The organism is Streptomyces sp. WAC 06738 (genome assembly GCF_003945505.1).
In the GTDB taxonomy this organism is placed as follows: domain Bacteria; phylum Actinomycetota; class Actinomycetes; order Streptomycetales; family Streptomycetaceae; genus Streptomyces.
Window position 1 is genome coordinate 1,307,299 of record NZ_CP029618.1, and the last position, 25,205, is coordinate 1,332,503.

At 74.3% G+C, this 25,205-nt stretch carries 28 protein-coding genes, 1 pseudogene and 1 riboswitch; of the genes and pseudogenes, 14 read left to right on the forward strand and 15 right to left on the reverse strand.

What is annotated here, in order from left to right:
* Window positions 1–59 precede the first annotated feature (59 nt).
* From DMB38_RS05400 to DMB38_RS05410, 3 genes are read left to right on the forward strand one after another with little or no spacing between them, the layout of a single operon-like run.
* Complete coding sequence (locus tag DMB38_RS05400) at window positions 60–1,172, forward strand: DEDDh family exonuclease (protein WP_125934177.1); 1,113 nt, start codon at window positions 60–62, stop codon at window positions 1,170–1,172.
* 45 nt (window positions 1,173–1,217) lie between these two features.
* Window positions 1,218–2,147 carry an SURF1 family protein gene (locus tag DMB38_RS05405; RefSeq protein WP_125934178.1) on the forward strand — a complete coding sequence of 310 codons (930 nt, stop codon included), beginning with the start codon at window positions 1,218–1,220 and terminating at the stop codon, window positions 2,145–2,147.
* A 5-nt stretch (window positions 2,148–2,152) separates the two neighbouring features.
* Complete coding sequence (locus DMB38_RS05410) at window positions 2,153–2,908, forward strand: SDR family oxidoreductase (protein WP_125934179.1); 756 nt, start codon at window positions 2,153–2,155, stop codon at window positions 2,906–2,908.
* Window positions 2,909–3,112: 204 nt separating this feature from the next.
* On the opposite strand, the gene DMB38_RS05415 is transcribed toward DMB38_RS05410, so the two are convergent.
* The 5 genes from DMB38_RS05415 to DMB38_RS05435 are packed head-to-tail and all read right to left on the reverse strand — an operon-like array spanning window position 3,113 to window position 5,669.
* Window positions 3,113–3,823: a hypothetical protein gene (locus DMB38_RS05415; protein WP_125934180.1), complete on the reverse strand. Its 711-nt coding sequence runs from the start codon at window positions 3,821–3,823 to the stop codon at window positions 3,113–3,115.
* Between the two features lie 5 nt (window positions 3,824–3,828).
* A complete protein-coding gene (locus DMB38_RS05420; protein ID WP_240661988.1) occupies window positions 3,829–4,506 on the reverse strand; it encodes a DUF6286 domain-containing protein in 678 nt (225 codons plus the stop codon).
* Window positions 4,503–4,937 (reverse strand): hypothetical protein, encoded by a 435-nt coding sequence (locus DMB38_RS05425; RefSeq protein ID WP_240661989.1) that lies wholly within the window; start codon window positions 4,935–4,937, stop codon window positions 4,503–4,505. The genes DMB38_RS05420 and DMB38_RS05425 overlap by 4 nt, the downstream gene beginning before the upstream one ends.
* Before the next feature lie 3 nt (window positions 4,938–4,940).
* Window positions 4,941–5,135 carry a hypothetical protein gene (locus DMB38_RS05430; protein WP_018835772.1) on the reverse strand — a complete coding sequence of 65 codons (195 nt, stop codon included), beginning with the start codon at window positions 5,133–5,135 and terminating at the stop codon, window positions 4,941–4,943.
* Between the two features lie 48 nt (window positions 5,136–5,183).
* Window positions 5,184–5,669 (reverse strand): Asp23/Gls24 family envelope stress response protein, encoded by a 486-nt coding sequence (locus tag DMB38_RS05435; protein ID WP_125934181.1) that lies wholly within the window; start codon window positions 5,667–5,669, stop codon window positions 5,184–5,186.
* Window positions 5,670–5,899: 230 nt separating this feature from the next.
* Here DMB38_RS05435 and DMB38_RS05440 point away from each other — a divergent pair, with 230 nt between their 5' ends.
* On the forward strand, window positions 5,900–6,307 hold the full coding sequence (locus tag DMB38_RS05440; protein ID WP_125934182.1) for a hypothetical protein: 408 nt from the start codon (window positions 5,900–5,902) through the stop codon (window positions 6,305–6,307).
* The gene (locus DMB38_RS05445) at window positions 6,304–6,735 is read left to right on the forward strand and encodes a hypothetical protein (protein ID WP_240661990.1); all 432 of its coding nucleotides are present in this window, start codon (window positions 6,304–6,306) and stop codon (window positions 6,733–6,735) included. The genes DMB38_RS05440 and DMB38_RS05445 overlap by 4 nt, the downstream gene beginning before the upstream one ends.
* 75 nt (window positions 6,736–6,810) lie before the next feature.
* Here DMB38_RS05445 and DMB38_RS05450 read toward each other — a convergent pair whose 3' ends face one another.
* The 3 genes from DMB38_RS05450 to DMB38_RS05460 all read right to left on the reverse strand — a co-directional run bounded on the left by DMB38_RS05450 (window position 6,811) and on the right by DMB38_RS05460 (window position 9,849).
* Window positions 6,811–7,602 (reverse strand): enoyl-CoA hydratase/isomerase family protein, encoded by a 792-nt coding sequence (locus tag DMB38_RS05450; RefSeq protein WP_125934183.1) that lies wholly within the window; start codon window positions 7,600–7,602, stop codon window positions 6,811–6,813.
* A 94-nt stretch (window positions 7,603–7,696) separates the two neighbouring features.
* Window positions 7,697–7,915, reverse strand: a complete 219-nt coding sequence (locus tag DMB38_RS05455) for a helix-turn-helix domain-containing protein (RefSeq protein WP_026276177.1) — start codon at window positions 7,913–7,915, stop codon at window positions 7,697–7,699.
* Window positions 7,916–8,250: 335 nt separating this feature from the next.
* Window positions 8,251–9,849 carry an ABC-F family ATP-binding cassette domain-containing protein gene (locus DMB38_RS05460; RefSeq protein ID WP_125934184.1) on the reverse strand — a complete coding sequence of 533 codons (1,599 nt, stop codon included), beginning with the start codon at window positions 9,847–9,849 and terminating at the stop codon, window positions 8,251–8,253.
* 222 nt (window positions 9,850–10,071) lie between these two features.
* On the opposite strand from DMB38_RS05460, the gene DMB38_RS05465 reads away from it, so the two are divergent.
* Window positions 10,072–10,479, forward strand: coding sequence for a VOC family protein (locus tag DMB38_RS05465; protein WP_125934185.1), 408 nt, complete (start codon window positions 10,072–10,074; stop codon window positions 10,477–10,479).
* A gap of 16 nt (window positions 10,480–10,495) precedes the next feature.
* Here DMB38_RS05465 and DMB38_RS05470 read toward each other — a convergent pair.
* The 3 genes and pseudogenes from DMB38_RS05470 to DMB38_RS05480 form a co-directional block, all read right to left on the reverse strand.
* Window positions 10,496–11,799, reverse strand: a pseudogene (locus tag DMB38_RS05470) (hypothetical protein).
* A 229-nt stretch (window positions 11,800–12,028) separates the two neighbouring features.
* Window positions 12,029–13,168, reverse strand: a complete 1,140-nt coding sequence (locus tag DMB38_RS05475; RefSeq protein WP_125934186.1) for a prolyl oligopeptidase family serine peptidase — start codon at window positions 13,166–13,168, stop codon at window positions 12,029–12,031.
* A gap of 69 nt (window positions 13,169–13,237) precedes the next feature.
* Window positions 13,238–13,870 (reverse strand): class II aldolase/adducin family protein, encoded by a 633-nt coding sequence (locus tag DMB38_RS05480; RefSeq protein ID WP_125934187.1) that lies wholly within the window; start codon window positions 13,868–13,870, stop codon window positions 13,238–13,240.
* Between the two features lie 160 nt (window positions 13,871–14,030).
* Here DMB38_RS05480 and DMB38_RS05485 point away from each other — a divergent pair, with 160 nt between their 5' ends.
* The 3 genes from DMB38_RS05485 to DMB38_RS05495 are packed head-to-tail and all read left to right on the forward strand — an operon-like array spanning window position 14,031 to window position 17,049.
* Window positions 14,031–15,248, forward strand: a complete 1,218-nt coding sequence (locus DMB38_RS05485) for an inorganic phosphate transporter (protein WP_125934188.1) — start codon at window positions 14,031–14,033, stop codon at window positions 15,246–15,248.
* A gap of 32 nt (window positions 15,249–15,280) precedes the next feature.
* Complete coding sequence (locus DMB38_RS05490) at window positions 15,281–15,523, forward strand: hypothetical protein (RefSeq protein WP_047015062.1); 243 nt, start codon at window positions 15,281–15,283, stop codon at window positions 15,521–15,523.
* Complete coding sequence (locus tag DMB38_RS05495) at window positions 15,520–17,049, forward strand: cobyric acid synthase (protein WP_125934189.1); 1,530 nt, start codon at window positions 15,520–15,522, stop codon at window positions 17,047–17,049. The genes DMB38_RS05490 and DMB38_RS05495 overlap by 4 nt, the downstream gene beginning before the upstream one ends.
* Before the next feature lie 84 nt (window positions 17,050–17,133).
* Here the strand turns inward: DMB38_RS05495 and DMB38_RS05500 are convergent, their stop codons facing one another.
* Together DMB38_RS05500 and DMB38_RS05505 are read right to left on the reverse strand one after the other, a co-directional pair.
* Entirely contained in the window at window positions 17,134–18,108 is a 975-nt protein-coding gene (locus DMB38_RS05500) for an SCO1860 family LAETG-anchored protein (RefSeq protein WP_125934190.1), read from the reverse strand.
* Window positions 18,109–18,289: 181 nt separating this feature from the next.
* Window positions 18,290–19,381: an amidohydrolase family protein gene (locus tag DMB38_RS05505; protein ID WP_125934191.1), complete on the reverse strand. Its 1,092-nt coding sequence runs from the start codon at window positions 19,379–19,381 to the stop codon at window positions 18,290–18,292.
* Window positions 19,382–19,791: 410 nt separating this feature from the next.
* Here DMB38_RS05505 and ectA point away from each other — a divergent pair, with 410 nt between their 5' ends.
* From ectA to thpD, 4 genes are all read left to right on the forward strand, one after another.
* Window positions 19,792–20,346: a diaminobutyrate acetyltransferase gene (gene ectA / locus DMB38_RS05510; protein WP_125934192.1), complete on the forward strand. Its 555-nt coding sequence runs from the start codon at window positions 19,792–19,794 to the stop codon at window positions 20,344–20,346.
* Between the two features lie 55 nt (window positions 20,347–20,401).
* Window positions 20,402–21,670, forward strand: coding sequence for a diaminobutyrate--2-oxoglutarate transaminase (gene ectB / locus DMB38_RS05515; protein ID WP_125934193.1), 1,269 nt, complete (start codon window positions 20,402–20,404; stop codon window positions 21,668–21,670).
* A 103-nt stretch (window positions 21,671–21,773) separates the two neighbouring features.
* On the forward strand, window positions 21,774–22,172 hold the full coding sequence (locus DMB38_RS05520) for an ectoine synthase (RefSeq protein ID WP_125934194.1): 399 nt from the start codon (window positions 21,774–21,776) through the stop codon (window positions 22,170–22,172).
* A gap of 5 nt (window positions 22,173–22,177) precedes the next feature.
* Window positions 22,178–23,071 carry an ectoine hydroxylase gene (gene thpD, locus DMB38_RS05525; RefSeq protein ID WP_125934195.1) on the forward strand — a complete coding sequence of 298 codons (894 nt, stop codon included), beginning with the start codon at window positions 22,178–22,180 and terminating at the stop codon, window positions 23,069–23,071.
* Window positions 23,072–23,213: 142 nt separating this feature from the next.
* Here thpD and DMB38_RS05530 read toward each other — a convergent pair whose 3' ends face one another.
* Together DMB38_RS05530 and DMB38_RS05535 are read right to left on the reverse strand one after the other, a co-directional pair.
* Window positions 23,214–23,921 carry a DsbA family oxidoreductase gene (locus tag DMB38_RS05530; RefSeq protein WP_125934196.1) on the reverse strand — a complete coding sequence of 236 codons (708 nt, stop codon included), beginning with the start codon at window positions 23,919–23,921 and terminating at the stop codon, window positions 23,214–23,216.
* A gap of 55 nt (window positions 23,922–23,976) precedes the next feature.
* Window positions 23,977–24,681 carry a histidine phosphatase family protein gene (locus tag DMB38_RS05535; RefSeq protein ID WP_125938826.1) on the reverse strand — a complete coding sequence of 235 codons (705 nt, stop codon included), beginning with the start codon at window positions 24,679–24,681 and terminating at the stop codon, window positions 23,977–23,979.
* Between the two features lie 122 nt (window positions 24,682–24,803).
* A riboswitch (cobalamin riboswitch) is annotated at window positions 24,804–24,886 on the forward strand.
* Between the two features lie 59 nt (window positions 24,887–24,945).
* Between DMB38_RS05535 and DMB38_RS05540 the strand changes: the two genes are divergently transcribed.
* Window positions 24,946–25,161 (forward strand): CbtB-domain containing protein, encoded by a 216-nt coding sequence (locus DMB38_RS05540; protein ID WP_125934197.1) that lies wholly within the window; start codon window positions 24,946–24,948, stop codon window positions 25,159–25,161.
* The last annotated feature ends 44 nt before the right edge of the window (window positions 25,162–25,205 follow it).

The following is a 25,205-nucleotide window of genomic DNA, read 5'->3' on the forward strand; positions in this document are numbered from 1 at the left end:
TGCTCAGGCGGCCCCCGCGCGCGCCGCCGTGTCGGTGGCAGGCTCTATGCTCTGAACCCATGCTCGAAGACCGCGCGACGCCCCTGAGTCCCCGTCACGTCGCGCGGCAGCAGCCGCTTCCGGGCGCTGATCCGGCCGCGCCGCAGCCGGCCCTCCCGCTGCCCCCGCCCGCCGCCCCCGCCGACGGCTGGCCCGCCGACTACCCCGAGGCGTACGCCGTCGTCGACGTCGAGACCACCGGGCTGCGCTCCGACGACCGCATCGTCTCCGCCGCCGTCTACCGCCTCGACGCCCACGGCGCGGTGGAGGACAGCTGGTACACGCTGGTGAACCCGGAGCGCGACCCGGGGCCCGTGTGGATCCACGGCCTGACCCGCGAGATGCTCGCCGACGCGCCGCTCTTCCCGGAGATCGCCGAGGAGTTCACCGCGCGGCTGGAGGACCGGGTGCTCGTCGCGCACAACGCGGTCTTCGACTGGATGATGATCGCCCGCGAGTACGCCCGCGCCGGGCTGACCGCTCCCGTGCGCCGGCGGCTGTGCACCATCGCGCTCGCCCGGCAGTTGCGGCTCCCGCTGCCCAACGCCCGGCTGGCGTCGCTGGCCGAGCACTTCGGCGTCGCCCAGCGCAAGGCCCACGACGCCGAGGACGACGCCCGCGTCCTCGCCGAGATCTTCCGCCCCAGCCTGCGGCAGGCCGCCGCGGCCGGCGCCCGGCTGCCGCTGCTGGCCTGCCAGCCGCTGACGGAGTGGGCGGAGCAGGCGCCCGCCGGGGGCACCGGCGGCACCCGCTCGCCGGGCGGGCACGGCGCGTACCAGTGGCGCACCTGGCGGCCCAACCGCCGGCTGCCCGCGTCCCCGTACCCCAACCCGGGGCGGTACGTGCGCGGCGGCCGGCTCAAGCAGGGCATGCGCGTGGCCTTCTCCGGCGACACCTCGGTGGACCGCAGCCTGCTGGAGGACCGGGCCGTCGAGGCCGGGCTGCACGTCGCGGGGAGCGTCTCGCGCTACACGAGCCTGCTGGTCACCAACGATCCGGGCGCGCCGACGAGCAAGGTGACGCGGGCCGCGGCGCACGGCACCCCGGTGATCGACGAGGCCGCCTTCCTCCACCTCATGCGGGACGTCGAGCCGGCGGAGGCGCCGCCCGGCGAGGAGGGCGGGGCGGGGTAGCGGGGTCCCGTCGGGCGGCGGCGGACCGGGGAGTACGGTCGAGGGGTGTACCGCTTCCTGTTGTCCCGGCAGTGGGTGATCGTCACCCTGGTGGCCGTCCTGCTCATCCCCGTGATGATCCAGCTCGGCTTCTGGCAGTTCCACCGCCACGAGGACCGGGTCGCGCGCAACGACCTCGTCGCCCGCAACCTCAAGGCCGAGCCGGTCCCGGTGGACCGGCTCATGCGCGAGGGCCGCACGGTGCCGCGCGAGGACACCTGGCGCACGGTCACGGCCACCGGCGCGTACGAGCCGGAGCGCGAGGTCGTCGTACGGCAGCGGCTCGGCGCCGACGACAAGCAGGGCTACTTCGTCGTCACCCCGCTCCGCCTCACCGACGGCTCCGCGGTCCTCGTCAACCGCGGCTGGGTGCCCGCGGGCGCCGACCTCACCACCTTCCCCGAGGTGCCGCCCCCGCCCGCCGGCGAGGTCACCGTCACCGGCCGGCTGCGCCCCGACGAGACGACGGGCAGCGGCATCCGCGACAAGGCCGGGCTGCCGGACCGCCAGGTGATGCTCATCAACAGCGCCGACGAGGCCGCGGACGGCCTGCCGGGGCCGGTGCTCGGCGGGTTCGTCGAACTGGTCGCCACCTCTCCGAAGGCCGCGGGCAAGCAGCCGGAGCCGGTCTCCGAGCCGGACCACAGCAGCATCGGGGTGCACATCGCGTACGCGATCCAGTGGTGGATCTTCGCGGCGGCGGTGCCGTTCGGCTGGTGGGTTCTCGTACGCCGGGAGCGCCGGGACCGCGAGGCCGCGGCAGCGAAGGCGGCCGGGGAGACCGCGGCACCGGCCGAGCCCGCGGAGGACGGGGAAGCGCCCGGCGGGACCCCCGCCGGCGAGGCCGGGAAGACCGCGGACGCCCCGGCGCGGCGGGCCGCGGACGACGACCGCGCCCCATCCCTGGCGCCCGCCGAGCAGATGGCGGCAGACTGACCCCCATGGATCTTGGACTCAACGACCGCGCCTACGTCGTGACCGGGGGCTCGCGCGGCCTCGGTCTCGCCGTCGCCGGGCAACTGCTCGCCGAGGGCGCGAAGGTGGTGCTCAGCGGCCGCGACAAGGACCGCGTGGCGAGCGCCGCCGCCGCGCTCGGCGAGTCGGCCGTCGGCGTCGCCGCCGACAACGCGGAACCCGGCACCCCGGACCGCCTCATCGCCGCCGCCCGGGAGCACTTCGGCCGCTTCGACGGCGTGCTCATCAGCGTCGGCGGCCCGCCGGCGGGCAACGCCACCGCCAACACCGACGCCGAGTGGGAGACGGCGTTCGGCTCCGTCTTCCTCGGCGCGCTGCGGATGGCCAGGACGGCCGCGGGCGAGCTGGAGGAGGGCGGGGTCATCGGCTTCGTGCTCTCCGGCTCCGTCCACGAGCCGATTCCCGGGCTCACCATCTCCAACGGGCTGCGCCCGGGGCTCGCCGGGTACGCCAAGTCGCTCGCCGACGACCTCGGGCCCCGCGGCGTGCGGGTCGTGGGGCTGCTGCCGGCCCGGATCGACACCGACCGGGCCCGCGAGCTGGACGCGCTCTCCGGCGACGCGGAGGCGGCACGGGCCCGGATGGAGGCGAAGATCCCGCTGGGCCGCTACGGCACGCCGGAGGAGTTCGGCCGGACGGCGGCGTTCCTGCTGTCGCCCGCGGCGTCGTACCTGACCGGGATCATGCTGCCGATCGACGGCGGCATGCGGCGGAGCATCTGAGCGCGATGGCCGGACGGAGCGCACGGACGGGCACGGACGCCGGCCGCTTACCCCGCTTACCCGCGAGCGGGACGGGCGCGGAGCCCCGGGGCCGGTCGCGCGTGCGCCCTACGAGCCGTACCGCCGGTACGGGCCGGGCGCGCCGCGCGCCGGCCTCGGTCGTCCGGCACGGTCAGGAGCTACGGCCCGCGCCCGCCCCCGCCGTCACGAGACGCGCTCCGGGCGGTGCTTGGCCGAGCGGAACCTGATCTCCGCGGGCAGCCGTGCCAGGCCCACCGACGCGCGGGCGGGGGCGAGCGCCCGCTCCTCGATGTGGTCCACCGCCGCCGCGGGATGCGCGCCGGGGCCCAGCAGTACACCGAAGCTGGCGCGCGGCGCCGTGCGCCGGCCCGTGAGGGTCACCCGGGCCCGTTCCACCCCCTCCAGCGCACCGGCCTCCTCCGCCAGCACCTCCTCCAGCGCGGAGCCGCGCAGCAGGGCCTGCGGGGCGGCCGGCAGCGTGAGCGTGGCGGTGCCCCCGGACTCCGCGCCGTCGGGGTCCGGGTCCGTGGCGGAAGCCCAGTCGCCCTCCTGGGCGCGCTCGGCACCGGAGGTGCCCGGCGCGGCGGGCGCTAGTGCGCCGCCCGTGTCGACGACGACCTCGCCGAGGCGGGCCCGGCGCAACTGGGCGACGAGCCACCAGCCGCTGCAGAGCAGCAGCAGCGACAGCCCGCCGATCACCGTCGGCCACCACCAGCCGTCGTCCCGCCACCGCAGCCGGGTGGCCCGGCTCAGCAGCACGTCGTCGGAGCCGCCGGCGTACGGCGCGAAGCCGGTCCGCGGCAGGTCGAGCCCGGCGAAGAGCACGGCGATCCCGGCCCCGGCGACGAGGAGGCCGGTGACGGCGAGCAGGATCCGGTTGACCACGCGCAGCATCGCGCTCACCCCTTCGCCGGCGGCCGGCGTACGTGGACGGACAGCTCGGGCCTGCGGGCGAGGCCGAGTTCGCGGATGCCGTCGCCGAGGACCGCGGCGAGGTCGGCACGTACGTCGTCCAGCTCGCGGAAGTGGGACTCGGCGCGGGCGCTGACGCGGCGGCGGCCCACCGAGACCCGTACCGACCGGACGCCGGAGATCTGCATCGCCCGGTCGCGCAGCACGACGGACGCCGCCCGCCGGTCCAGCCCGGCCCGCAGGTCCGGCGCCGAGTGCCGCATCGGCAGCACGCCGCGCAGCCCCGGCGTGACGGCCAGCAGCACGAGCCAGGCGCCGAGCAGCACGGCCAGGGCGGCGGCGGCGAGCACCCAGGCGTCGTCGAGCGGGCGGGCGGCCAGTTCGTCGGCGACGCGGCGGCGCCAGCGCATCGCGGGGCGCTCCGCGCGTACGGCGACGACGTCGTAGAGGAGCAGCCCGACGCCCACGGTGACCGCGGCGGCGGTGAGCGCGGCGGGCACGCGGCGTACGGACCAGAAGCGGGCCGCCGCGTCGGCGCTCCCGCCGTCCGGCCCGGCCGCGTACCCGGAGGCCGACGTGCTCTGCCGCCACTCGTCCGGCCGCGGCTCGGCCGCCGTACCGGCCGAGCCGGCGTCCGGCCAGGACTTCGTGTCGTTGCCGCTCATCGCACCCTCCCCCGCGGCGCGTTCGGCCGCTCCGTGGCGTGCAGCCGCTCGACCTCCACGGCCACCTCCGGGACCTCCAGCCCGACCAGAGCCCTTACCCGCTCGGTGACCGCCCGACTCACGGCGCAGCACTGGGCGCCCAGGTCGGACGGGAATCCCAGGTGGACGCCGACGCGGACGCGGGCGGTGTCGCCGCGGACGACGACGGCGGCGTGCGCGGCGTCGGTGCCGGGCGCGCCGAGGAGCGCCTCGCGGGCCGCCTGGGAGGCGATCTTCGCGATGACGCGGTCCTCGATCCGGGTCGCGCCCCGCTCCCCCGCCGGCACGGCGGGCTCGCCGCCTCCGGCGTCCTCGGCGGGTGCCGCTGCCGCCGCGTCTGCCGCGTGCCCTTCCGCGTGTTCTTCCGCGTGTTCGCTCGCCACGGACGTCACCCGTCACCGCCGCCGGTCGTCGCGCTCGCCCGGCCTGCGGAAGAAGTCGCCCGGCTCCAGATCGCCGTCCAGCACCCGGCCGACGACGAAGCCGATCGCGCCGAGCGCCGCCACCAGCAGGAAGGCACCGAATCCGCCGAAGTAGCCGGCGAAGCCCAGCGCCATGCCGGCGATCAGGCCGACCACTGCCATGCTCATCGCACGCACCTTCCCCAAGCTCCCCGGGGCGGGTCCACCGCCCCGCCGTCACTGCAGCCGCGGCTGCTCGGCTCCCTCTTCCTCGTCGTCGGGCAGCTTCACGTCGGTCACCGCGATGTTGACCTCGACCACTTCGAGGCCGGTCATCCGCTCGACGGCCGAGATGACATTCTCCCGTACGGCGCGGGCGAGTTCGGTGATGGAGACCCCGTAGTCGACGACGATCTCCAGGTCGAGCGCCGTCTGCACCTCGCCGACCTCGGCCCGCACCCCGGTCCACGTCCGGGTGGAGCCGGGTGCGCGGTCCCGTACGGCGCCCGCGGTACGGGCGAGGCCGCTGCCCATGGCGTGCACGCCGACGACGTCGCGCGCGGCGAGGCCCGCGATCTTCTCGACCACGCCGTCGGCGATCGTCGTCCGCCCCCGCGTCGCCGGATCGCCGGTACCGCGCCGCGTGCCCAGCACCTTCGGCGGGGCCGCCGCCGGCTCCCGCGGAACCTCGCTGACCGTCGACTCGCTGCTCACCGTCTCCATCCTTCCTTTCTGACGAACATGGCGTGCGCTCGTTTTCGCCCCCCACTATCCGTCCCCTGCCCGGGCCGGGCCAGGGGAATGCGACACCCGGCCCACGCAGGTCCGTGAACGGGTGGCAGGGCGCGGTGAGCGGGGACATGGGGGCGTAGGAGGGGGAAACACGAAGCAGGCGGTGGGTGCCGCCGCGTGGGTGGGCGGGGACGGGGTCCGGGTCGGGGAGGATGGGATGTATGACGGCGCGGAGCTGGGAACAGGCGGTGCGCGAGCAGGTGGGGCTCGGGAGGCTGCTGCCCCTGGGCGACGCCGCGGACGGCACGTGGATCGCCGAGCGCGCGGCGGCCTGCGTGCTGCGCCGCGCGGCGGCGGGGCTGCGCGAGGCGCGGGTGACGGGGCTGCGGGTGGGGCCGGCGGACCCCGGCGATGAGGAGGCTCTCCACGGGCGGGCGGATGCCCGGGGCGGCACGGGGCCGGTACGCGACGCCACGGGTGCGGGGGCCGCGGGGGTGACCCGCGCGGGGGCGTCTCCCGGCCCGCGGGCCGGGAGACGGTGCGCGACGCGGGCGGCGCCGGGGGCGAGGTCCACTACCTCGGACCCCGTGCCCCCGGCGGAGCCGCCGCGGCCGGGCCCGCGCCCGTGAGCGCGCTGCCGTACGGGGAGTTGCGGATCTCGGCGCAGTGCGATGCCACCGTGGACCGGCCGATGACCGCCACCGCGGCGGCCCTGCGGGAGGCCCTGCTGCGGGGCGCGGAGGAACGCCTGGGGCTCCGCGTGGCCGCGGTGGACGTGCACGTGGCAGGACTGCTGGAGAGCCCGCAGACCGCCGCACAGCCCGCCCCCGGCGGCCCGCCGGACCCTCCCCCGCCCGGGGCCCGGGAGAACGCCCGTTCCGGCAACGGCGCACCGGACGTGCCGGGGGTGCTCGACCGCGACGTCCTCCGGGACGGCGAGCACGCCGAGGTACGCGTCGTCCTCGACTCCGCGCACCGCGCGCTCGACGTGGCCCTCGCCGTACGCGCCGGGACCGACGCCGCGACCGTCACGGTCCTCGTCACCGACATCCGGTAACCGCCCGGCGGCCGTACGCGCGCCCCGTACCACCGCGGCACCCGAGCCCAGCCCGGTCCCACCCGCAGCGGCCCCCTACTCCCCCGCCCCCGCCAGGTCCCGCAGCCTGCGGGCCTGCGCCGCGCGTTCCGCCGCGCGCTGGTCCTCGTACGTCCGGCCCGCGGCCTCCCGCAGCAGCGCCTTCGTCTCGATCACCGCGTCCCGCGGCGCCGCCAGCAGCGCCGCCGCCAGGTCGGCGGTCGCGGCGCCCAACTCCGCCGCCGGGACCACGAGGTTCGCCAGGCCCACCCGCTCGGCCTCCGCCGCGTGCACGAAACGCCCCGTGACGCACATCTCCAACGCCCGTGCATATCCGACGAGTTGCACCAGCGGGCCGGTCCCGGTGAGATCGGGCACCAACCCGAGCGAGGTCTCCCGCATCGCGAACTGCGCGTCGTCCGCGCACACCCGGAGGTCGCAGGCGAGGGCAAGCTGAAAACCCGCGCCAATCGCATGTCCCTGCACCGCCGCGAGGGAAACGATGTCATTCCGCCGCCACCAGATGAACGCCTCCTGGTATTCGGCGATGACCGCGTCGAGGTCGCCGTCGGAATAGCGGGCGAGCTCAAGGAATGACGGCTCGTCCGCAAAGCCTTCGGGGGTGAATGCCTGCCGGTCGAGTCCGGCGGAGAAGGATTTGCCCTCGGCGCGGAGCACCACCACGCGGACGCTGCCGGGGAGTTCACGCCCGGCGGCGGCGAGCGCCCGCCACAGGGCGGGCGACTGCGCGTTGCGCCGGGCGGGGTGGTCGAGGGTCACCGTGGCCAGCGTGCCGTCCTCGCCGTCCAGGGCGAGCCGTACGCCGTCTCTGTGCAGCAGCTCTGTCATATACCGAACAGTAACCACCCGGCCGGTCCGGCGGACCGGCCGGGTGCCTGTGCGGGGTCCGGGGCGCCCCTCGGGGCGGCCGCGGGCGGTCCCGTCAGGACGACGCTTTCTTGCCTCGCGTCGCGCCGCCGCGACCGCGCAGGGTCACGCCGGATTCGCTGAGCATCCGGTGCACGAATCCATAGGAGCGACCGGTTTCTTCGGCCAGCGCCCGGATACTCGCACCGGAGTCGTACTTCTTCTTCAGGTCAGCCGCGAGCTTTTCGCGCGCGGCGCCGGTAACCCGGCTGCCCTTCTTCAGAGTCTCGGCCACCCGTGCCTCCTCGTACGGAAGTGCGCTCTGGACTCTCATGATCACCCCTTTATGGCCTCCTGGCCACCCGTTCGGCAAGGTCCGCGGCACGAGGTTTTCTCCCGAGTTCCTCGCGGGGAGTCTCGGAACCCGGCGTTCCGAGCCGGTCCGCGCACCGGCGAGGACCGCGGACCGGAGCGATTAGGCAGGTCAGGGGGCGGTGCCGGGGCGGGTCGGCGGCGACGGCGCGCGTAGCCGGCACCGCACGCCCGGTGACCAGGCGCCACGCCGCGGTACGAGCACCACTCACTCAGATGATGGATCACCCATGAGCCGAATGATCCAGACGGAGGTGATCAAGCAAGCGCTACCAGGTCTGCGTAGTCCGCGTTCCACAGGTCCTCGACGCCGTCCGGCAGCAGGATGATGCGCTCCGGCTCCAGCGCGTCCACCGCGCCCTCGTCGTGGGTGACGAGGACGACGGCGCCGGTGAAGGTGCGCAGCGCGCCGAGGATCTCCTCGCGGCTGGCCGGGTCGAGGTTGTTGGTCGGCTCGTCGAGCAGCAGCACGTTCGCGGAGGAGACGACGAGGGTCGCCAGCGCGAGCCGGGTCTTCTCACCGCCGGAGAGCACGCGGGCCGGCTTCTCGACGTCGTCGCCGGAGAAGAGGAACGAGCCGAGCACCTTGCGCATCTCGACGGCGTCCATGTCGGGCGCGGCCGAGGCCATGTTCTCCAGCACCGAGCGGTCCGGGTCGAGGGTCTCGTGCTCCTGCGCGTAGTAGCCCAGCTTGAGGCCGTGGCCGGGGGTCACCCCGCCGGTGTCGGGCTTCTCGACGCCGGCCAGCAGCCGCAGCAGCGTGGTCTTCCCGGCGCCGTTGAGGCCGAGGATGACGACGCGGGAGCCCTTGTCGACGGCGAGGTCGACGTCGGTGAAGACCTCCAGCGACCCGTACGACTTGGACAGGCCCTCGGCGGTCAGCGGCGTCTTGCCGCACGGGGCCGGGTCGGGGAACCGCAGCCGCGCGACCTTGTCGGCCTGCCGCTGCTCGTCGAGCCCGGAGAGCAGCCGCTCGGCGCGGCGGGCCATGTTCTGCGCGGCGGTGGCCTTGGTCGCCTTGGCCCGCATCTTGTCGGCCTGGGCGTTGAGGGCGGCGGCCTTCTTCTCCGCGTTGGCGCGCTCGCGGCGGCGGCGCTTCTCGTCCGCCTCGCGCTGCGCGAGGTAGAGCTTCCAGCCCATGTTGTACGCGTCGATGCGGGCCCGGTTGGCGTCGAGGTAGAAGACCTTGTTGACGACGGTCTCGACGAGTTGCTCGTCGTGGGAGATGACGACGAAGCCGCCGTGGTACGTCTTCAGGTAGTCCCGCAGCCAGACGACCGAGTCGGCGTCGAGGTGGTTCGTCGGCTCGTCGAGCAGCAGGATCTCGGAGTCGGAGAAGAGGATCCTGGCCAGCTCCACGCGGCGGCGCTGGCCGCCGGAGAGCGTATGGAGGGGCTGGCCGAGCACCCGGTCGGGCAGCCCGAGGCTGGCGGCGATGGTGGCGGCCTCGGCCTCGGCGGCGTACCCGCCCTTGGTGAGGAACTCGGTCTCCATGCGCTCGTAGCGCCGCATGGCCTTCTCACGGGTGGCGCCCTTGCCGCCGGACATCCGCTGCTCGTCCTCGCGCATCTTGCGGATGACGGCGTCCAGCCCGCGGGCCGCCAGGATGCGGTCGCGGGCGAGCACGTCGAGGTCGCCGGTGCGCGGGTCCTGCGGCAGGTAGCCGACGGTGCTGCCGCGGGTGACGGTGCCGGCGGCGGGCTGGCCCTCGCCGGCCAGCACCTTGGTGAGGGTGGTCTTGCCGGCGCCGTTGCGCCCGACGAGGCCGATGCGGTCGCCCTTGGCGATGCGGAAGGTGGCGGATTCGATGAGGACGCGGGCGCCGGCGCGCAGCTCCAGGCCGGTGGCGGTGATCACGGAAGTTCTCCAGGGCAGGGCGGAAGACGGCAAGGACGGGGGTTACGGAGCTACGCCGCTACTCATGCACGTGGAGAGTTGCCATGCGGCAAGTGTATCGGGGCCCGCAACCCGATTAACCCGCCGGATCCCGGCGGGCGGCCCCCTGGAGCGCGGCCCGGCTGCCGGTGTCGGTGGCCGGTGCCAGACTGCCCGTACAGGCTTCGAGAGGATGTGATCCGCATGCCCGGCAGCGACGACGCCCCGACCGTCTACCCCACCCTGCTGTACGACGACGCCAAGGCCGCCGTCCGGCTGCTCACCGAGGGGCTGGGCTTCCGGGAGGTCGCGGTCTTCGAGGGCGAGGACGGCAGGGTGGTGCACGCGGAGCTGGCCCAGGGGAACGGGATGGTGATGCTGGGCTCGAAGGGCACCGGCAGCGAGTTCGACAGGGCGGTGGGCGCGGGCGGCCCCAGCGGGGTGTACGTGGTGGTGGACGACCCCGACGCGCACCACCGGCAGGCCGTGGAGCACGGCGTGGAGATCCTGATGCCGCCCACCGACCAGGACTACGGGGCGCGGGACTACATGGCGCGCGACCACGAGGGCAACGTCTGGAGCTTCGGCACGTACGCGCCCGCCCCCCGCTGACCCGCCCCCGCCCCGCTCACGCCCCGCCGGTGTGCACCCGGAAGGCCGCCCGGCGCACGGCCTTGGCCACCGCCGGGTCGGGGTGCGCGGCGGCCAGCGCCACCAGCACCTGGACCGTACGGGGATGGCCCGCGCCGCCCACCTCCGCCAGCAGCGCGGGCACGCTGCCCTGCACCGCCGACTCCAGGTGCCGCACCAGCAGGCTGCCCTCGCCGTGGTCGGCGACCGCGGCGGCGGTGTCGACCCACAGCCAGGTCGCCTCCTCCCGGGTCAGCGCGCCCAGCGCCTCGTCCGCGTCGCCGCCCTCCTGCTCGGCCAGCCACAGCAGCGCGTAAGGCCGCAGCATCGGCTCGTCGCACGCCTCGCGCACCGCGCTCTCCGCCGCCGCGCCGACCGCGCGCAGCGCCTCGAACGCCAGCCCGCGCAGCAGCGCGTCGTCGCCCCGCGCCACCTCCAGCAGTTCCGCGACCGCGCTGCCGGAGGGCCGCGCCGCCAGCCACGCGCGGTACTCGGCGCGGGCCGGGCCCGGCGTCAGCCCCGCGCAACTGCGCAGCATCGCCTCGGCGGGCTTCTCGATGTGCCCTTCGGGGCCCTGGGCGGCGATGCAGATCTGCTCGATCTTCATCCACACGGCCCAGTGGCCCAGCGGCGTCAGCGACACCTCCGGGCCCTCCCGGGTCAGCGCCCCCACCGAGGCGAACGCCTCCAGCGCCCAGTCCAGCAGCCCGGACAGCAGCGCCGGCAGCTCCGCGTCCGGGACCTCCGCGGCCGCCGGCTCGGCGGCCTGGCCCGGCACGGGGGTGCCCTCGCTGCCGTACGCGACCTCGCAGCGCTCGGTGCGCAGTTCGGCGACGCGCTGGCCGAGGAGGTCGAGCAGGACGGGTACGCGACGGGGCCGCCGGTGAGGTGGAGCAGGGCGAGCATCTGCGGCATGGCCTCGATGGCGTCGCCGAGGGCGACCGAGTCGACGGCCAGCGGCTCGGGCGCGGGGTGCGCCAGCGACCAGGCGTCGAAGAGCGCGACCCAGCCGCGGAGCACCGCGCGCTCGTCGCGGTCCCAGGCCCGCAGCCGCCAGGCGGGGCGGGCGTACGCGCCCTGCACCTCGACCAGGCCCGCGAGCCTGGCCCGGTCCCACTCGGCCTGTGGTGCCTCCGTCCAGGGCTGTGGCCTCCCCTCCGCCCACCGGGCGACCCGCACCGCCTCGGCGAGCAGGGCGCGGGCGTGGCCGGCGAGCACCCGGGGCGCGGCGATGCCCTCCGGGGGCCGCGGCGCCGGGCGAAGGGCCCGGTCGACGACGGCCCGGCGGGCTGCGGCGGCCATCTCGCGACGGGGCTGCCTGGGGACGAGGCGGAGCGGCGGGTGGTGCGAACTGTGCGCCATCACGCACCAAGTCTCGCGGGTGGGGCGGCGAAAGCCCAATCCGGGGTTGGCGAGGGGCCGTCGGGCGCGCCGCGGCGGGCTCGACGGCGGGCCGGAAACGGGGCCGTGGGCTGTCTTCTGGATCTTGCCGGACCGGGGGGCCGTGGAGGGGGGATACGGCGGAAACGGCCTAGAGCAGGGGGGTCAGGAAGCGGCGGACGGTGTCCTCGTACGCGGCCGGGGTGGCGTTCCACAGCGTCGCGTGCCCGCCGTCGGGGACCTCGCGGAGCAGCATCTTGTCGCCGCCGCGGGCCGCGAACGCCCGCGCCGCGGCGAGCGGGGCGATGTCGTCGGCCTGGCCCTGGAGCACCAGCGTCGGCGCCTCCGGTACGGCGAGCGCGGTGTCCAGCTCCGGGTACTCGCCGGCCGCCAGCACCGCGAGACCGCGCAGCCGGCCGGGCAGCGGAAGCCGCCCGGGGGCGCCGGAGCGGCCGGAGAGGGCACGTACCGCGGCGCGCCAGTCGAGCACCGGCGAGTCCAGCACCAGTCCCGCGATGCCGTAGGCCGCCGCGGACTCCGCGGCCGTGCGCAGCGCCATGGTGGCGCCGGTCGACCAGCCGTACAGCACCGCGCGCCGCGCGCCGTGCCGCACCGCCCAGTGGAGCGCCGCGTCGAGGTCGGGCCACTCGGCCCGGCCGAGCGCACCGCGGCCCCCGGGGACGGGCGGGGCGCCGGGGTCGCCGCGGAAGGCGGGGGCGAGGACCGGCAGGCCCAGCTCGTGCAGCAACGGCAGGGCGGTCAGGGCCTGTTCGCGGGTGTCGCCGAGGCCGTGGGCGGCGATGACCCAGGTGCCGCGGGTGCCCGGCACGTACCACGCGGGCAGCGCGCCCAGCGGGCCCGCGACGGTGACCTCCTGGTACGCGATGCCCAGCGCCGAGCGCGGCGTGCCCACGTACACCTTCGGCGTCAGCCGCACCCGGGTGCCCGCGTCCAGGCTGCCGTACGTGACGCGCTCCAGCCGGCGCACGAGCCGGCCGCCCGGCCACGACTCGGCGCGCACCAGCGGGCCGACGACGGCGTGCACGTCCCGGCCGGTCAGCCCGTACGTCTCGGGGCGCAGGGCGGGCGGTGAGCCGGGCCCGAGGGTGACCTGCCCGCCGGCCGCGGCGATCACCCGCAGCCGGGGTCCCTCGAAGCCGACGGGGCCCGCGGGGGCGGGCCGCAGGGCGGCGCGGGAGCCGTACCGCCCGGCGGCCACGGCGGCGGCACCGGCGCCGACTCCGGCGGCGAGGAGGCTGGTCAGGGCCGCGGCGGCCGGTTTGATACGCATCTCAGTCATTGTCCGCGTACGGCCAGGACCCTGCCAGTGCGCGCACCCGCCCGGGTCACGGGCACGGGCTCACCGCTGGCCGTAGCCCTTCAGCTTCTCCGCGACCTCCCCGAGTTGTTCCGCCGACAGCAGCGACGGGCTCAGCCCCGGCACCGAGCGTGCGGCCAGCCACACCCGGCACATCCATTCGAGCTGCGCGGTCCTGTCGTATGCCTCCGCGAGGCCGGCGCCGTAGGCGACGGTGCCGTGGTTCTGGATCAGGCACGCGGACCGTCCGGCGAGCGCCGTCAGCATGCCCGCGGCCAGTTCGGGCGTCCCGTAGAGCGCGTACGGGGCGACGCGCACCGGGCCGCCGAGGGCCGCGGTGGCGTAGTGGACGGTGGGCAGTTCCGGCACGAGCGTGGAGACGGCGGTCGCGTGCACGGCGTGGGTGTGCACGACGGCGCTCGCGTCGGTGTTCCCGTAGACCGCCAGGTGCATGGACAGCTCGCTCGTCGGCTTGAGCGAGCCGTGCGTCTGCCGCCCCCGCAGGTCGACGGCGACGAGGTCGTCGTCGCCCAACTCCTCGTAGGGAACGCCGGTCGGGGTGATGAGCACATGGTCGCCCACCCGCGCGGAGACGTTGCCCGAGGTTCCGACGACCAGCCCTTCGGAGTACATCCGCCGGGCCGTCGCCAGCAGCTCACGCCACGCGTGACGCATCTGTATCCTCCCTATGACCTGCGCATGAAGCGTTTGGCCGGGGACATTGCGACACCCATTCGCCCTCGTCACCGTCGCGTCCGGCCCAGTTCACCTTGTGTTCACTCGGAGTACTTACGTTCCTCACGGCCCCCGACCTTCGAGCGGATTGCTTGGGTACATGGAACACCTCACTCTCATCATCGGAGTCGTCGTAGTCACCGCCCTGGTGTTCGACTTCACGAACGGGTTCCACGACACCGCCAACGCCATGGCCACCACCATCTCCACCGGGGCGCTCAAGCCCAAGACGGCGGTGGCGATGAGCGCAGTCCTCAACCTCATCGGCGCCTTCCTCTCCGTGGAAGTCGCCAAGACCATCTCCGGCGGCATCATCGACGAAGGGTCCGGCATACAGCCCGAAGTGATCTTCGCGGGGCTGGTGGGTGCGATCGTCTGGAACCTGCTGACCTGGCTCGCCGGGCTGCCCTCCAGCTCCTCGCACGCCCTCTTCGGCGGCCTGATCGGCGCGACCCTCGTCTCCGTCGGCTGGAACGGCGTGCACATGGACGCCATCGTCATGAAGGTCCTCATCCCCGCCATCGCCGCGCCGCTGGTCGCGGGCATCGCCGCCGCCGCCGCGACCCGGCTGACGTACCGGCTCGCGAAGCGCCGCTCCGCGGACCAGACCGCGAAGGGCTACCGCGCCGGGCAGATCACCTCCGGCGCCTTGGTCTCCCTCGCCCACGGCACCAACGACGCCCAGAAAACGATGGGCGTCATCACCCTGGCGCTGATCACCGGCGGCTCGCTGGCCCCCGACTCCGACCCGCCCGCCTGGGTCATCGTCTCCGCCGCGCTGGCCATCGCGCTCGGCACGTACCTCGGCGGCTGGCGCATCATCCGCACCATGGGCAAGGGCCTCACCGACATCCAGCCGCCGCAGGGCTTCTCCGCCCAGACCAGCTCGGCCACGGTGATCCTCGCCTCCTCGCACCTCGGCTTCGCCCTGTCCACCACCCAGGTCTGCTCCGGCTCGATCATGGGCTCCGGCGTGGGCAAGAAGGGCGGCGTGGTGCGCTGGAGCACCGCCGGGCGGATGGTCGCCGCGTGGGGCCTGACCCTGCCGGCCGCGGGGCTGATCGCGGGGGCCGCGGCGTTCCTGGCGGACCGGGGCGACTGGGGCGTGGTGACGGTCGCCGTCCTGGGCGTCGCCGCCTGCGCGACGATCTGGGCGGCCTCGCGCCGCGACCGGGTCGACCACTCCAACGTCAACGACGTGGACCCGGTGACCGGAGAGCCCGTCACCGCCGGCGACGGCGCGGACGGTGCCGTGGAGCCGGTGAGCATACCCGCGCCGCGGACCGCGTCCGGCCCCGCCTCCCAGGCCACGGTCTGACGGCCGATCCCGACTGAGACCAAGGAAGCAGCATGGACATCGACTGGGCAGCACTCGGCGAGGTCTTCGGCGTCAGCCTCGTCATGACGGTGGCGCTCGTGGGCCTCTTCACGGTGGGCATCGTCGGTCTCTCCCCGAAGACGGAGCCGGAAGGACCCGAGGGTGCCGCGGCGACCGAGACGGCACCCTCCGCCCTGGCCAGGGCGGGTGCGTACGTATGCTTCACGCTGTGTGCAGCAGCCGTGGCCTACGGGATCTATCTGATCGTCAAGTGACGGCGCGCGCCGGCGGCCTGCTGGTCGCCGGCACGACGTCGGACGCGGGCAAGAGCGTGGTCACCGCCGGCATCTGCCGGTGGCTGGCCCGGCGCGGCGTCTCCGTCGCGCCGTTCAAGGCGCAGAACATGTCGCTCAACTCGTACGTGACCCGCGAGGGCGCCGAGATCGGGCGGGCCCAGGCCATGCAGGCGGCGGCCGCCCGCACCGAGCCCACCGCGCTGATGAACCCGGTGCTGCTGAAGCCCGGCGGCGAGGCGCAGAGCCAGGTGGTGGTGCTGGGCCGGCCGGTGGCGGAGCTGAGCGCGGCGGGCTACCACGGGGAGCGGCAGCGGGCGCTGTTCGACACGGTCACGGACTGCCTGGAGGAGCTGCGGCGCGCGTACGACGTGGTGATCTGCGAGGGCGCGGGCAGCCCGGCGGAGATCAACCTGCGCCACAGCGACATCGTCAACATGGGGCTGGCGCGGGCGGCGCGGCTGCCCGTCGTGGTCGTCGGGGACATCGACAGGGGCGGGGTCTTCGCGTCGTTCTTCGGCACCACCGCGCTGCTGAGCGCGGCGGACCAGGGCCTGGTCGCGGGCTATCTGGTCAACAAGTTCCGCGGTGACGTCTCCCTGCTGGAGCCGGGGTTGTCGATGCTGCGCGGGCTGACCGGGCGGCAGACCCTGGGGGTGCTGCCGTTCCGGCACGGGCTGGGCATCGACGAGGAGGACGGGCTGCGGCTGTCGCTGCGCGGCCGCATCCGCGAGCTGCCCGCGGAGCCGCCGCACGGGCGGGAGGCACTGCGGGTCGCGGTGGTGCCGGTGCCGCTGATGTCGAACTTCACCGACGTGGACGCGCTGGCCGCGGAGCCCGGCGTCGCCGTGCAGTTCACCGACCGGCCGGAGGAGCTGGCGGAGGCGGACCTGGTGGTGCTGCCGGGGACGCGGGGCACGATACGGGCGCTGGCGTGGCTGCGGGAGCGGGGCCTGGACACGGCGGTGGCGCGCCGGGCGGCGCAGGGGCGGCCGGTGCTGGGCATCTGCGGCGGGTTCCAGATGCTGGCGGAGCGGATCGGCGACGCGGCGGGCGTGGAGGCGCGGCCCGCGCAGTCGGTGGCCGGGCTGGGACTGCTGCCGGTACGGGTGGAGTTCGCGGCGCGCAAGACGCTGGGCCGGCCCGCGGGCACGGCGCTGGGCGAGCCGGTGGCGGGGTACGAGATCCACCACGGGGTGGCGGACGTACGGGGTGGGGAGCCGTTCCTCGCCGGGTGCCGGGTGGGCCAGGTGTGGGGGACGCACTGGCACGGGGCCCTGGAGAACGACGGCTTCCGGCGGGCGTTCCTGCGGCAGGTGGCGGCGGACGCCGGGCGGGCGTTCGTGCCGGCGCCGGACACGTCCTTCGCGGCACTGCGGGAGGAGCAGTTGGAGAAGCTGGGCGACCTGATCGAGGAGCACGCGGACACCAAGGCCCTGCTGCGCCTGATCGAGTCGGGCGCCCCGGGCGACCTGCCGTTCCTGCCGCCCGGGGCGCCGACGGCGTAGCGGCCGTACCGGCACGCGGGGGACGTCCCCGGTACCGGTACGGCCGTCAGACACGGTGCCGCACGCGCGCCGCTCTCGCGCGTGTCAGCCCCGCGTCCGGATGCGGGCCAGCACCAGGCCGCTGAGGCCCAGGCCGACGAGGAGGGCGGCGCCGCCGACCAGGTACGGGGTCGCCGAGCTGCCGCCCGTTTCTGCGAGTTGCCGCTCGGGGGCGGGGTCGGTGGCGTCGGCGGGCCGCTCGTCCTGGACCGGCTCGGCGTCGCCCTGGGGGCGGTCGCCGGGCTCCTCCCCCGGGCCCGTACCGCCGGCAGGCGTCTCGCACGCCGCCTCGACCAGCGTCACCTCGCCCTCCACCTCGGCGACGTTCAGCTTCAGCGGGTTCACCGAGACCCGCAGCCGCAGCGCGGCGGCGCTCGCCGCCGCGCGCGTGGTCTCCGTCTGCGAGAAGCCGAGCGACACCTCCCCCACGCCCGGCACCGCGACCACCGTCGGCTCGCCGCCCACGGTGACCGTGACGCGCTTGCCGAGGACGGTGACGGAGCCGAGGGTGCGGGACTCCGCCTTCGGCTTCTCCCCCACCGCGCAGACGGCCTTCGACGTCACCTCCTCGACCTTGATGAGCGGGAGCGCCGGCAGCCCGGGGACGTGCACCTCGGCGCGGGCGAGGTGCGACGACGCCTCGGCGCCGTACACGTCCACGGTGGCGTCCGCGGTGGCGACTTCGGCGCGCGCGATGTTCACCGCCCGGGGTCCTTCCGGGTGTTCGCCGCCCTCGGCGGCCGCGAGGCCGTCGACCCGGACGTCGAGCGCGGTCTTGTCCGCGGCACCGGAGTCCCGGCCCGCGGCGGGCACCCGGACCTCGTTGAGCGTCGAAAGCACCGGCACCCGCACTGTCTTGTCGAGCAGGGAGACGTCGAGGTCGGCGCGGAGCACGGAGGCGCCGGCCGAGCCGGTACGGGCCGGGGCCGCGCCGTCGGCGCCGTCGGCGTGGACGGGTGCGGCAAGGAGCAGGGCCGGGCCGGCGGCCAGTGCGGCCGCCGTGACGGCGGTCGCGGGCATGCGAAAAAGGCGGGACAAGCGGGACAAGGAACAAACCCCCCACGGGTTTACGTGCGTCGGATCGTCAACTGCCCCGCCAGCTTTACGCACTCAGGGTGACGCGACGGACACTCTGCGCTCGTTCACCCCTTCGGGGGAATCAGATCGCGGAAGTCGCCCCGCGCCCCCCGCTCCTCTGCTCTCAGCCGACGACCCGCCCGCGCAGGACGATCCGCCGCGGCGCCGTCAACACCCGCACGTCGGCCAGCGGATCGGCCTCGTACACCACGAGATCCGCGGGGGCGCCCTCCTCCAGGCCCGGGCGCCCGAGCCACTCCCGCGCGCCCCACGCCGCCGCCGAGACGGCGTCCGCCGCCGGGATCCCCGCGGCGACCAGCTCGCCCACCTCCTGCCCGACCAGGCCGTGCGCCAGCGACCCGCCGGCGTCGGTGCCCGCGTAGACGGGGATGCCGGCGTCGTAGGCCGCGCGCACGGTGGCGTACCGGCGGTCGTGCAGCCGGCGCATGTGGTCCGCCCAGCGGGGGAACTTGGCCTGGCCGCCCGCCGCCAGCTCCGGGAAGGTCGCGATGTTGACGAGGGTGGGCACGATGGCGACGCCGCGCTCGGCGAAGAGCGGCACGGTCTCCTCGGTGAGGCCCGTGGCGTGCTCGATGCAGTCGATGCCCGCCTCGACCAGGTCGCGGAGCGAGTCCTCGGCGAAGCAGTGGGCGGTCACGCGGGCGCCGAAACGGTGCGCCTCGGCGATCGCGGGGGCCAGGGCCTCGCGCGGCCAGCACGGGGTGAGGTCGCCGGCCTCGCGGTCGATCCAGTCGCCGACGAGCTTCACCCAGCCGTCGCCCCTGCGCGCCTCGCGGGCGACGTACGCGACGAGGTCGTCCGGTTCGATCTCGTGGGCGTAGTTGCGGATGTAGCGGCGGGTACGGGCGATGTGGCGGCCGGCGCGGACGAGCCGCGGCAGGTCGTCGCGGTCGTCGATCCAGCGGGTGTCGGCGGCGGAGCCCGCGTCGCGCAGCAGCAGGGCGCCGGCCTCGCGCTCGGTACGGGCCTGCTTCTCGCTGGTGGCGTCGTCCACCGCGCCGTGCGCGTCGAGCCCGACGTGGCAGTGGGCGTCGACGAGCCCGGGCAGCGCCCAGCCCTCGATGTCGACGACCTCGCGCGCGGCGGCGGGCGGCGTGAAGGTGACGCGCCCGCCCACCACCCACAGCTCGTCGCGGACTTCCTCGCGGCCGGTCAGTACCCGGCCCCTCACGCGCAGCACCGGGCTCTCGCTCATGCCGGGCACCCTAGCGGGCGGCCGTTCGCGGCGATCTCCGGGGCGTACCACAGCCGAGCTCACGCGAAGGAACGAACACGGGGGGTGAGGCATTGACGTATGTTTAACGGCAGTTTATCGTCGCCTCCGCGAAGTGATTTTCCCGTCTTCTTCTGCCCGCTTCCCGGTCGGATAAACCAGGTAATTTTTCGGCCAGTCAACCTTCTCAATCCGGACACCGGCCGGAGTCGTTATCAATACGTTACATTTCGGGACCGGGCGCCGACTCCCCCCGGGAATTCGCTGATATATCGGGGCATATCCCCTTCGGTTCGCGCGCTCGCGCGTGCCCGCGGATAACACACCTACGTCCCTTTTGTAACCCCTACCGGCCGTGCGATTTCAATTTCCCCTAGGTAAATTCAATCTGCATGACTGCCGCACAAGCAGACCTAGCAGGCCCTCCCGATAAACCCCGCACCGCGGCTGCAGACGAGGCGGGTGTCCGGCTGGACACCCCGCGAATCGAGGATGGCGCCGCAATCTGGCGCATCGCACGCGACTCCGGATCGCTGGACCTCAACTCGTCGTACAGCTACCTGCTGTGGTGTCGCGACTTCGCCGACACCAGCGTCGTGGCACGGGACTCGGACGGCGCCCCGGTCGGCTTCGTCACCGGCTATATCCGGCCCGCGCGGCCGGAGACCCTCGTCGTGTGGCAGATCGCCGTGGACGCCGCGTTCCGCGGCCGCGGCCTGGCAGGCGCGCTCCTCGACGGGCTCACCGAGCGCGCGCTGGCGGACCGCGGCATACGCCGCCTCGAAACGACCATCACGCCGGACAACTCCGCCTCCGACCAGCTCTTCCGCTCGTACGCGCGCCGCCACGGCGCCGGCGTCGACCGCGACGTGCTGTTCCAGGGGGAGCACTTCCCGGACGGGCACGAGCCCGAGCTGCTGTACCGCATCGGCCCGCTCGCGGGCTGAGCCGACCGACCCATTCGCACCCCCCGCACACCGGATCATCTCCCAGGAGAACGCTGTGACCATCACACCGCCCGCCCTGAGCGTCTTCGAGACCCTGGAGTCGGAGGTGCGCAGCTACTGCCGTGGCTGGCCCGCGGTCTTCGACCGGGCCCAGGGCAGCTATCTGTACGACGAGGACGGCCACACCTACCTCGACTTCTTCGCCGGCGCCGGATCCCTCAACTACGGCCACAACAACGCCGTGCTCAAGCGCGCGCTCCTCGACTACCTGGAGCGCGACGGCATCGTCCACGGCCTCGACATGGCCACCACCGCCAAGCGCGCGTTCCTGGAGACCTTCCAGAACGTCGTGCTGCGCCCCCGCGACCTGCCGTACAAGGTCATGTTCCCGGGCCCGACCGGCACCAACGCCGTCGAGGCCGCGCTGAAGCTGGCCCGCAAGGTCAAGGGCCGCGAGGCGATCGTCTCGTTCACCAACGCCTTCCACGGCATGTCGCTCGGCTCGCTCGCCGTCACCGGCAACGCGTTCAAGCGCGCCGGCGCCGGCATCCCGCTGGTGCACGGCACCCCCATGCCGTTCGACAACTACCTCGACGGCCAGGTCCCGGACTTCCTGTGGTTCGAGCGGCTGCTGGAGGACCAGGGCTCCGGGCTGAACAAGCCCGCCGCCGTCATCGTCGAGACCATCCAGGGCGAGGGCGGCATCAACGTGGCCCGCGCCGACTGGCTCCGCGGCCTCGCCGAGCTGTGCAAACGCCGCGACATGCTGCTCATCGTCGACGACATCCAGATGGGCTGCGGCCGCACCGGCGGGTTCTTCTCCTTCGAGGACGCGGGCATCACGCCCGACATCGTCACGCTGTCGAAGTCGATCAGCGGCTACGGGCTGCCGATGTCGCTCACGCTCTTCAAGCCGGAGCTGGACATCTGGGAGCCGGGCGAGCACAACGGCACCTTCCGCGGCCACAACCCGGCGTTCGTCACCGCCACCGCGGCGCTCGACACGTACTGGGCCGACGGCCAGATGGAGAAGCAGACCCTCGCCCGCGGCGCCCAGATCGAGCAGGCGCTGGTCGCGATCTGCGCGGAGCACTCCGACGCGGACGCCACATACCGCGGCCGCGGCATGGTGTGGGGGCTCGAGTTCCCCGACCCGGCGCGCGCCGCGCGTGTCTGCCGGCGCGCCTTCGAGCTGGGGCTGATCCTGGAGACCTCCGGGCCGCAGAGCGAGGTCGTCAAGCTGCTGCCGGCGCTGACGACGACGCCGGACGACCTGGACGAGGGGCTGCGCACGCTGGCCCGGGCGGTCCGCGAGACCGCCTGAGGGCCGGGGCGGCCCGCCCGTCGCGTACGAGCAGGCACGTACACGCCGGCAGACAGAGCGGCAGAGCCGCCGACCGATCCCGAGAGAGAGGCACAGAGGCACCGTGATCGTCCGATCCTTCAAGGAGCTTGAAGGTACCGACCGGCACATCAAGTCCGCGTCGGGCACCTGGGAGAGCAAGCGCATCGTGCTCGCGAAGGAGCGCGTCGGCTTCTCCCTCCACGAGACCGTGCTCTACGCGGGCACCGAGACGTCGATGTGGTACGCGAACCACATAGAGGCCGTCGTCTGCGTCGAGGGCGAAGCCGAACTCACCAACGACGAGACCGGCGAGAAGCACGCCATCACGCCGGGGACGATGTACCTGCTGGACGGGCACGAGAGGCACACGATGCGGATCAAGGAGGACTTCCGCTGCATCTGTGTCTTCAACCCGCCGGTCACGGGCCGCGAGGACCACGACGAGAACGGCGTGTACCCGCTGCTGACTGAGGAGGACTGAGAACCATGGCCAGCCCGACTGTCACCGACCTCTACCCGACGCGCGGCGCGGAAGAAGTGAGCACGCCCCGTCAGGACCCGGTGGTCTGGTCGGAACCGGGTGCCGACGGGCCCATCCCGCCCTGGGAGCTGGAGGGCTACGAGCGCAACGGCTACCTGACGGTCGACCAGCTGATCACCCCGGAGGAGGTGGAGACGTACAAGGCCGAGCTGGACCGGCTCATCGCCGACCCGCGGGTCCGCGCCGACGAGCGCTCGATCATCGAGGCGGGCACCCAGGCCGTACGCTCCATCTTCGAGATCCACAAGATCAGCGACGTCTTCGGCAAGCTGGTACGCGACGAGCGCGTCCTGGAGCGGGCGCGGCAGATCCTCGGCTCCGACGTCTACATCCACCAGAGCCGGATCAACATCAAGCCCGGGTTCGGCGCCAGCGGCTTCTACTGGCACTCGGACTTCGAGACCTGGCACGCCGAGGACGGCCTGCCGAACATGCGGACCGTGTCGGTCTCGATCGCGCTGACGGAGAACTACGAGACCAACGGCGGCCTCATGATCATGCCGGGGTCGCACAAGACGTTCCTCGGCTGCGCGGGTGCCACGCCGAAGGACAACTACAAGAAGTCCCTGCAGATGCAGGACGCCGGCACGCCGTCGGACGAGGCGCTGACGGAGATGGCGGAGGCGCACGGCATCAAGCTGTTCACCGGCGCGGCCGGCGGTGCGACCTGGTTCGACTGCAACTGCATGCACGGCTCGGGCGACAACATCACGCCGTACCCGCGCAGCAACGTTTTCCTCGTCTTCAACAGCGTGGAGAACGCGGCGGTGGAGCCGTTCGCGGCACCGGTGCGGCGGCCGGACTTCATCGGCGCGCGGGACTTCACGCCGGTGCGGTGACGCGGAGCGCGATGGCCGTGGCGTACCTCCGCGGACCTGCGGGGATGTGACACCGGGACGGTGCCGCGCCCCCCGCCCGGATCCTTCCGGGCGGGGGGCGCGGCCGTGTTCCGCGGGACTGGGCTCCTGGGGGGCCGGTCCGCTACGGGACGTCGCAGGCGTCGTCGTCGGCGCAGACGGCGCCGTCGCCGCCCGTGCCCGCGACGGTCTGCAGCCCGCCCGCGGCGGCGGCCTGCTCCAGGGCCTGCGTGAAGACCTGCGCCGGCTGCCCGCCGGAGACGGCGAAGCGGCGGTCGATGACGAAGAACGGCACACCGGTGGCGCCCAGCTCGGCGGCTTCCTTCTCGTCGGCGCGTACGGCGTCGGCGTAGGCGTCCTCGTCCGCGAGCACCCGGCGCACCTCGCCGGCGTCGAGGCCGGCGCCGGTGGCGATGTCGACGATCGTGTCGTCCTCACTGATCGGGCGGGCCTCGGCGAAGTTGGCGGTGTAGAACGCGTCGAGGAGCCGGTCCTGAAGGCCGCGCTCCTTGGCGAGATGCAGGACGCGGTGCAGGTCGAAGGTGCCGGTGACGAACCGGTCGTGGCGCATGCCGAGCCCCTCGGCCGCCGCGGCGGCGCCGACCCGGTCCTCCATCGCCTTGAGCTGCGCGTCGTCCCAGCCGTACTTGGCCTTCAGCTCGGGGCCGAGCTCCTGCCGGCCGCCCCGCGCGGCACCGGCGGAGAGCTCGAAGGAGCGGTGCACCACTTCGACCTCGTCCCGGCCCGCGAAGGCGGCGAGGCCCTTCTCGAACCGGGCCTTGCCGATGTAGCACCAGGGGCAGATGACGTCGGACCAGATCTCTACACGCATGACGGCGGAAACGGACGGGGTGGTGGCGGGTATTCCCCGGGTCAGGGGTCCGGGGTCAGGGGTCCGGGGTCAGGGGGATGCCGCAACGGAGGTTCCAGCGGCCGGCGCGGCCGGTCAGTTCGGTGCGGGTCAGCGGCGGTACGTCGAGGCGCCAGAAGGCGGCGGAGGGCAGGTCGAGGGCGTGCACGACGGCGGCGCGTACGGCGGCGGGCTCGGCGACGGCGACGACGCGGTGGGTGAGGGCGGGGGCTGGGGCGCTGTCCGTCCGGTGCGTGTCGCCGGTGTCGCCGGTGGTCTCCGTTCCTGCCGTGCCCGCGGTGCCCGCGGTGCCCGCCGGTCCTGCCGTGCCCGCCGGTCCTGCCGTGCCCGCCGGTCCGGTCAGGCCGTCGAGCCATACGCCGACCCGCCCCCGCAACTGCAGCAGCGACTCCCCACCGTGCGGGGCCGCCGCCGGATCCGTCAGCCAGGCCCGTACCGCCTCGCCCTCCGCCGCCGCCAGTTCCTCCAGGCCCCGCCCGCGCCAGCGGCCGACGTCCCAGTCCGCCAGCTCCGCCTCGGGCTCCGCCGCGAGCCCCAGCGCGTCGGCCGTCTGCCGGCAGCGGACCGACGGCGCGGCGTACGCCGGCGTGTGCGTACGCAGCGAAGCCGCCGCGTGGGCCCCCGCGCGCTCCGCCGCACGTCGACCCGCCGCGTCCAGCGGTTCGTCCGCGCCGAACACCGCGTGCCGCAGCTCGGCGTTGACCGCCGGCGTGACGAGCATCACCCGGACCGTCACCAGCAGTCTCACCTGCCCCTTCCGCATCTCGGCCGGCGGACGCCCTGTGGTCGCCGGCCCGCAGGCGACGGTATCGTCACCTCGTCAACCGAAGACGACGGCGCAACGGAAGCCCGGTGAGATTCCGGCACGGCCGCGCCACTGTGAGCCGGACGACGCCCCGCGCGGGGCGGAGTTCGGTGAGTCAGACCCGCACCGTCGTGAAGAGCTCCACCGGATGGGACGCGTGATCCCCGGGAGGTTTCCGCCATGGCTCAGTCGGCCGTGTCACCCACGACAGACTCTCTCCTCACCCCTGTGCCGCTGAGGACCATCGCCCCGTGGGCGCTGTTCGGCGGGATCCTGATGCTCGTTCTGCCGTATGTCGTCGGTGCCGGACAGGGTGCCGGGTCTCTGGTGCCGGGCGAGGGCGTGCGGGAGTGGCTGCACGACGGCCGTCACCTGCTGGGATTCGCCTCTCGGTGATCACACTGAACTCTGCGGCGGTGCGTGGGGTGTTGCTGCGCGGG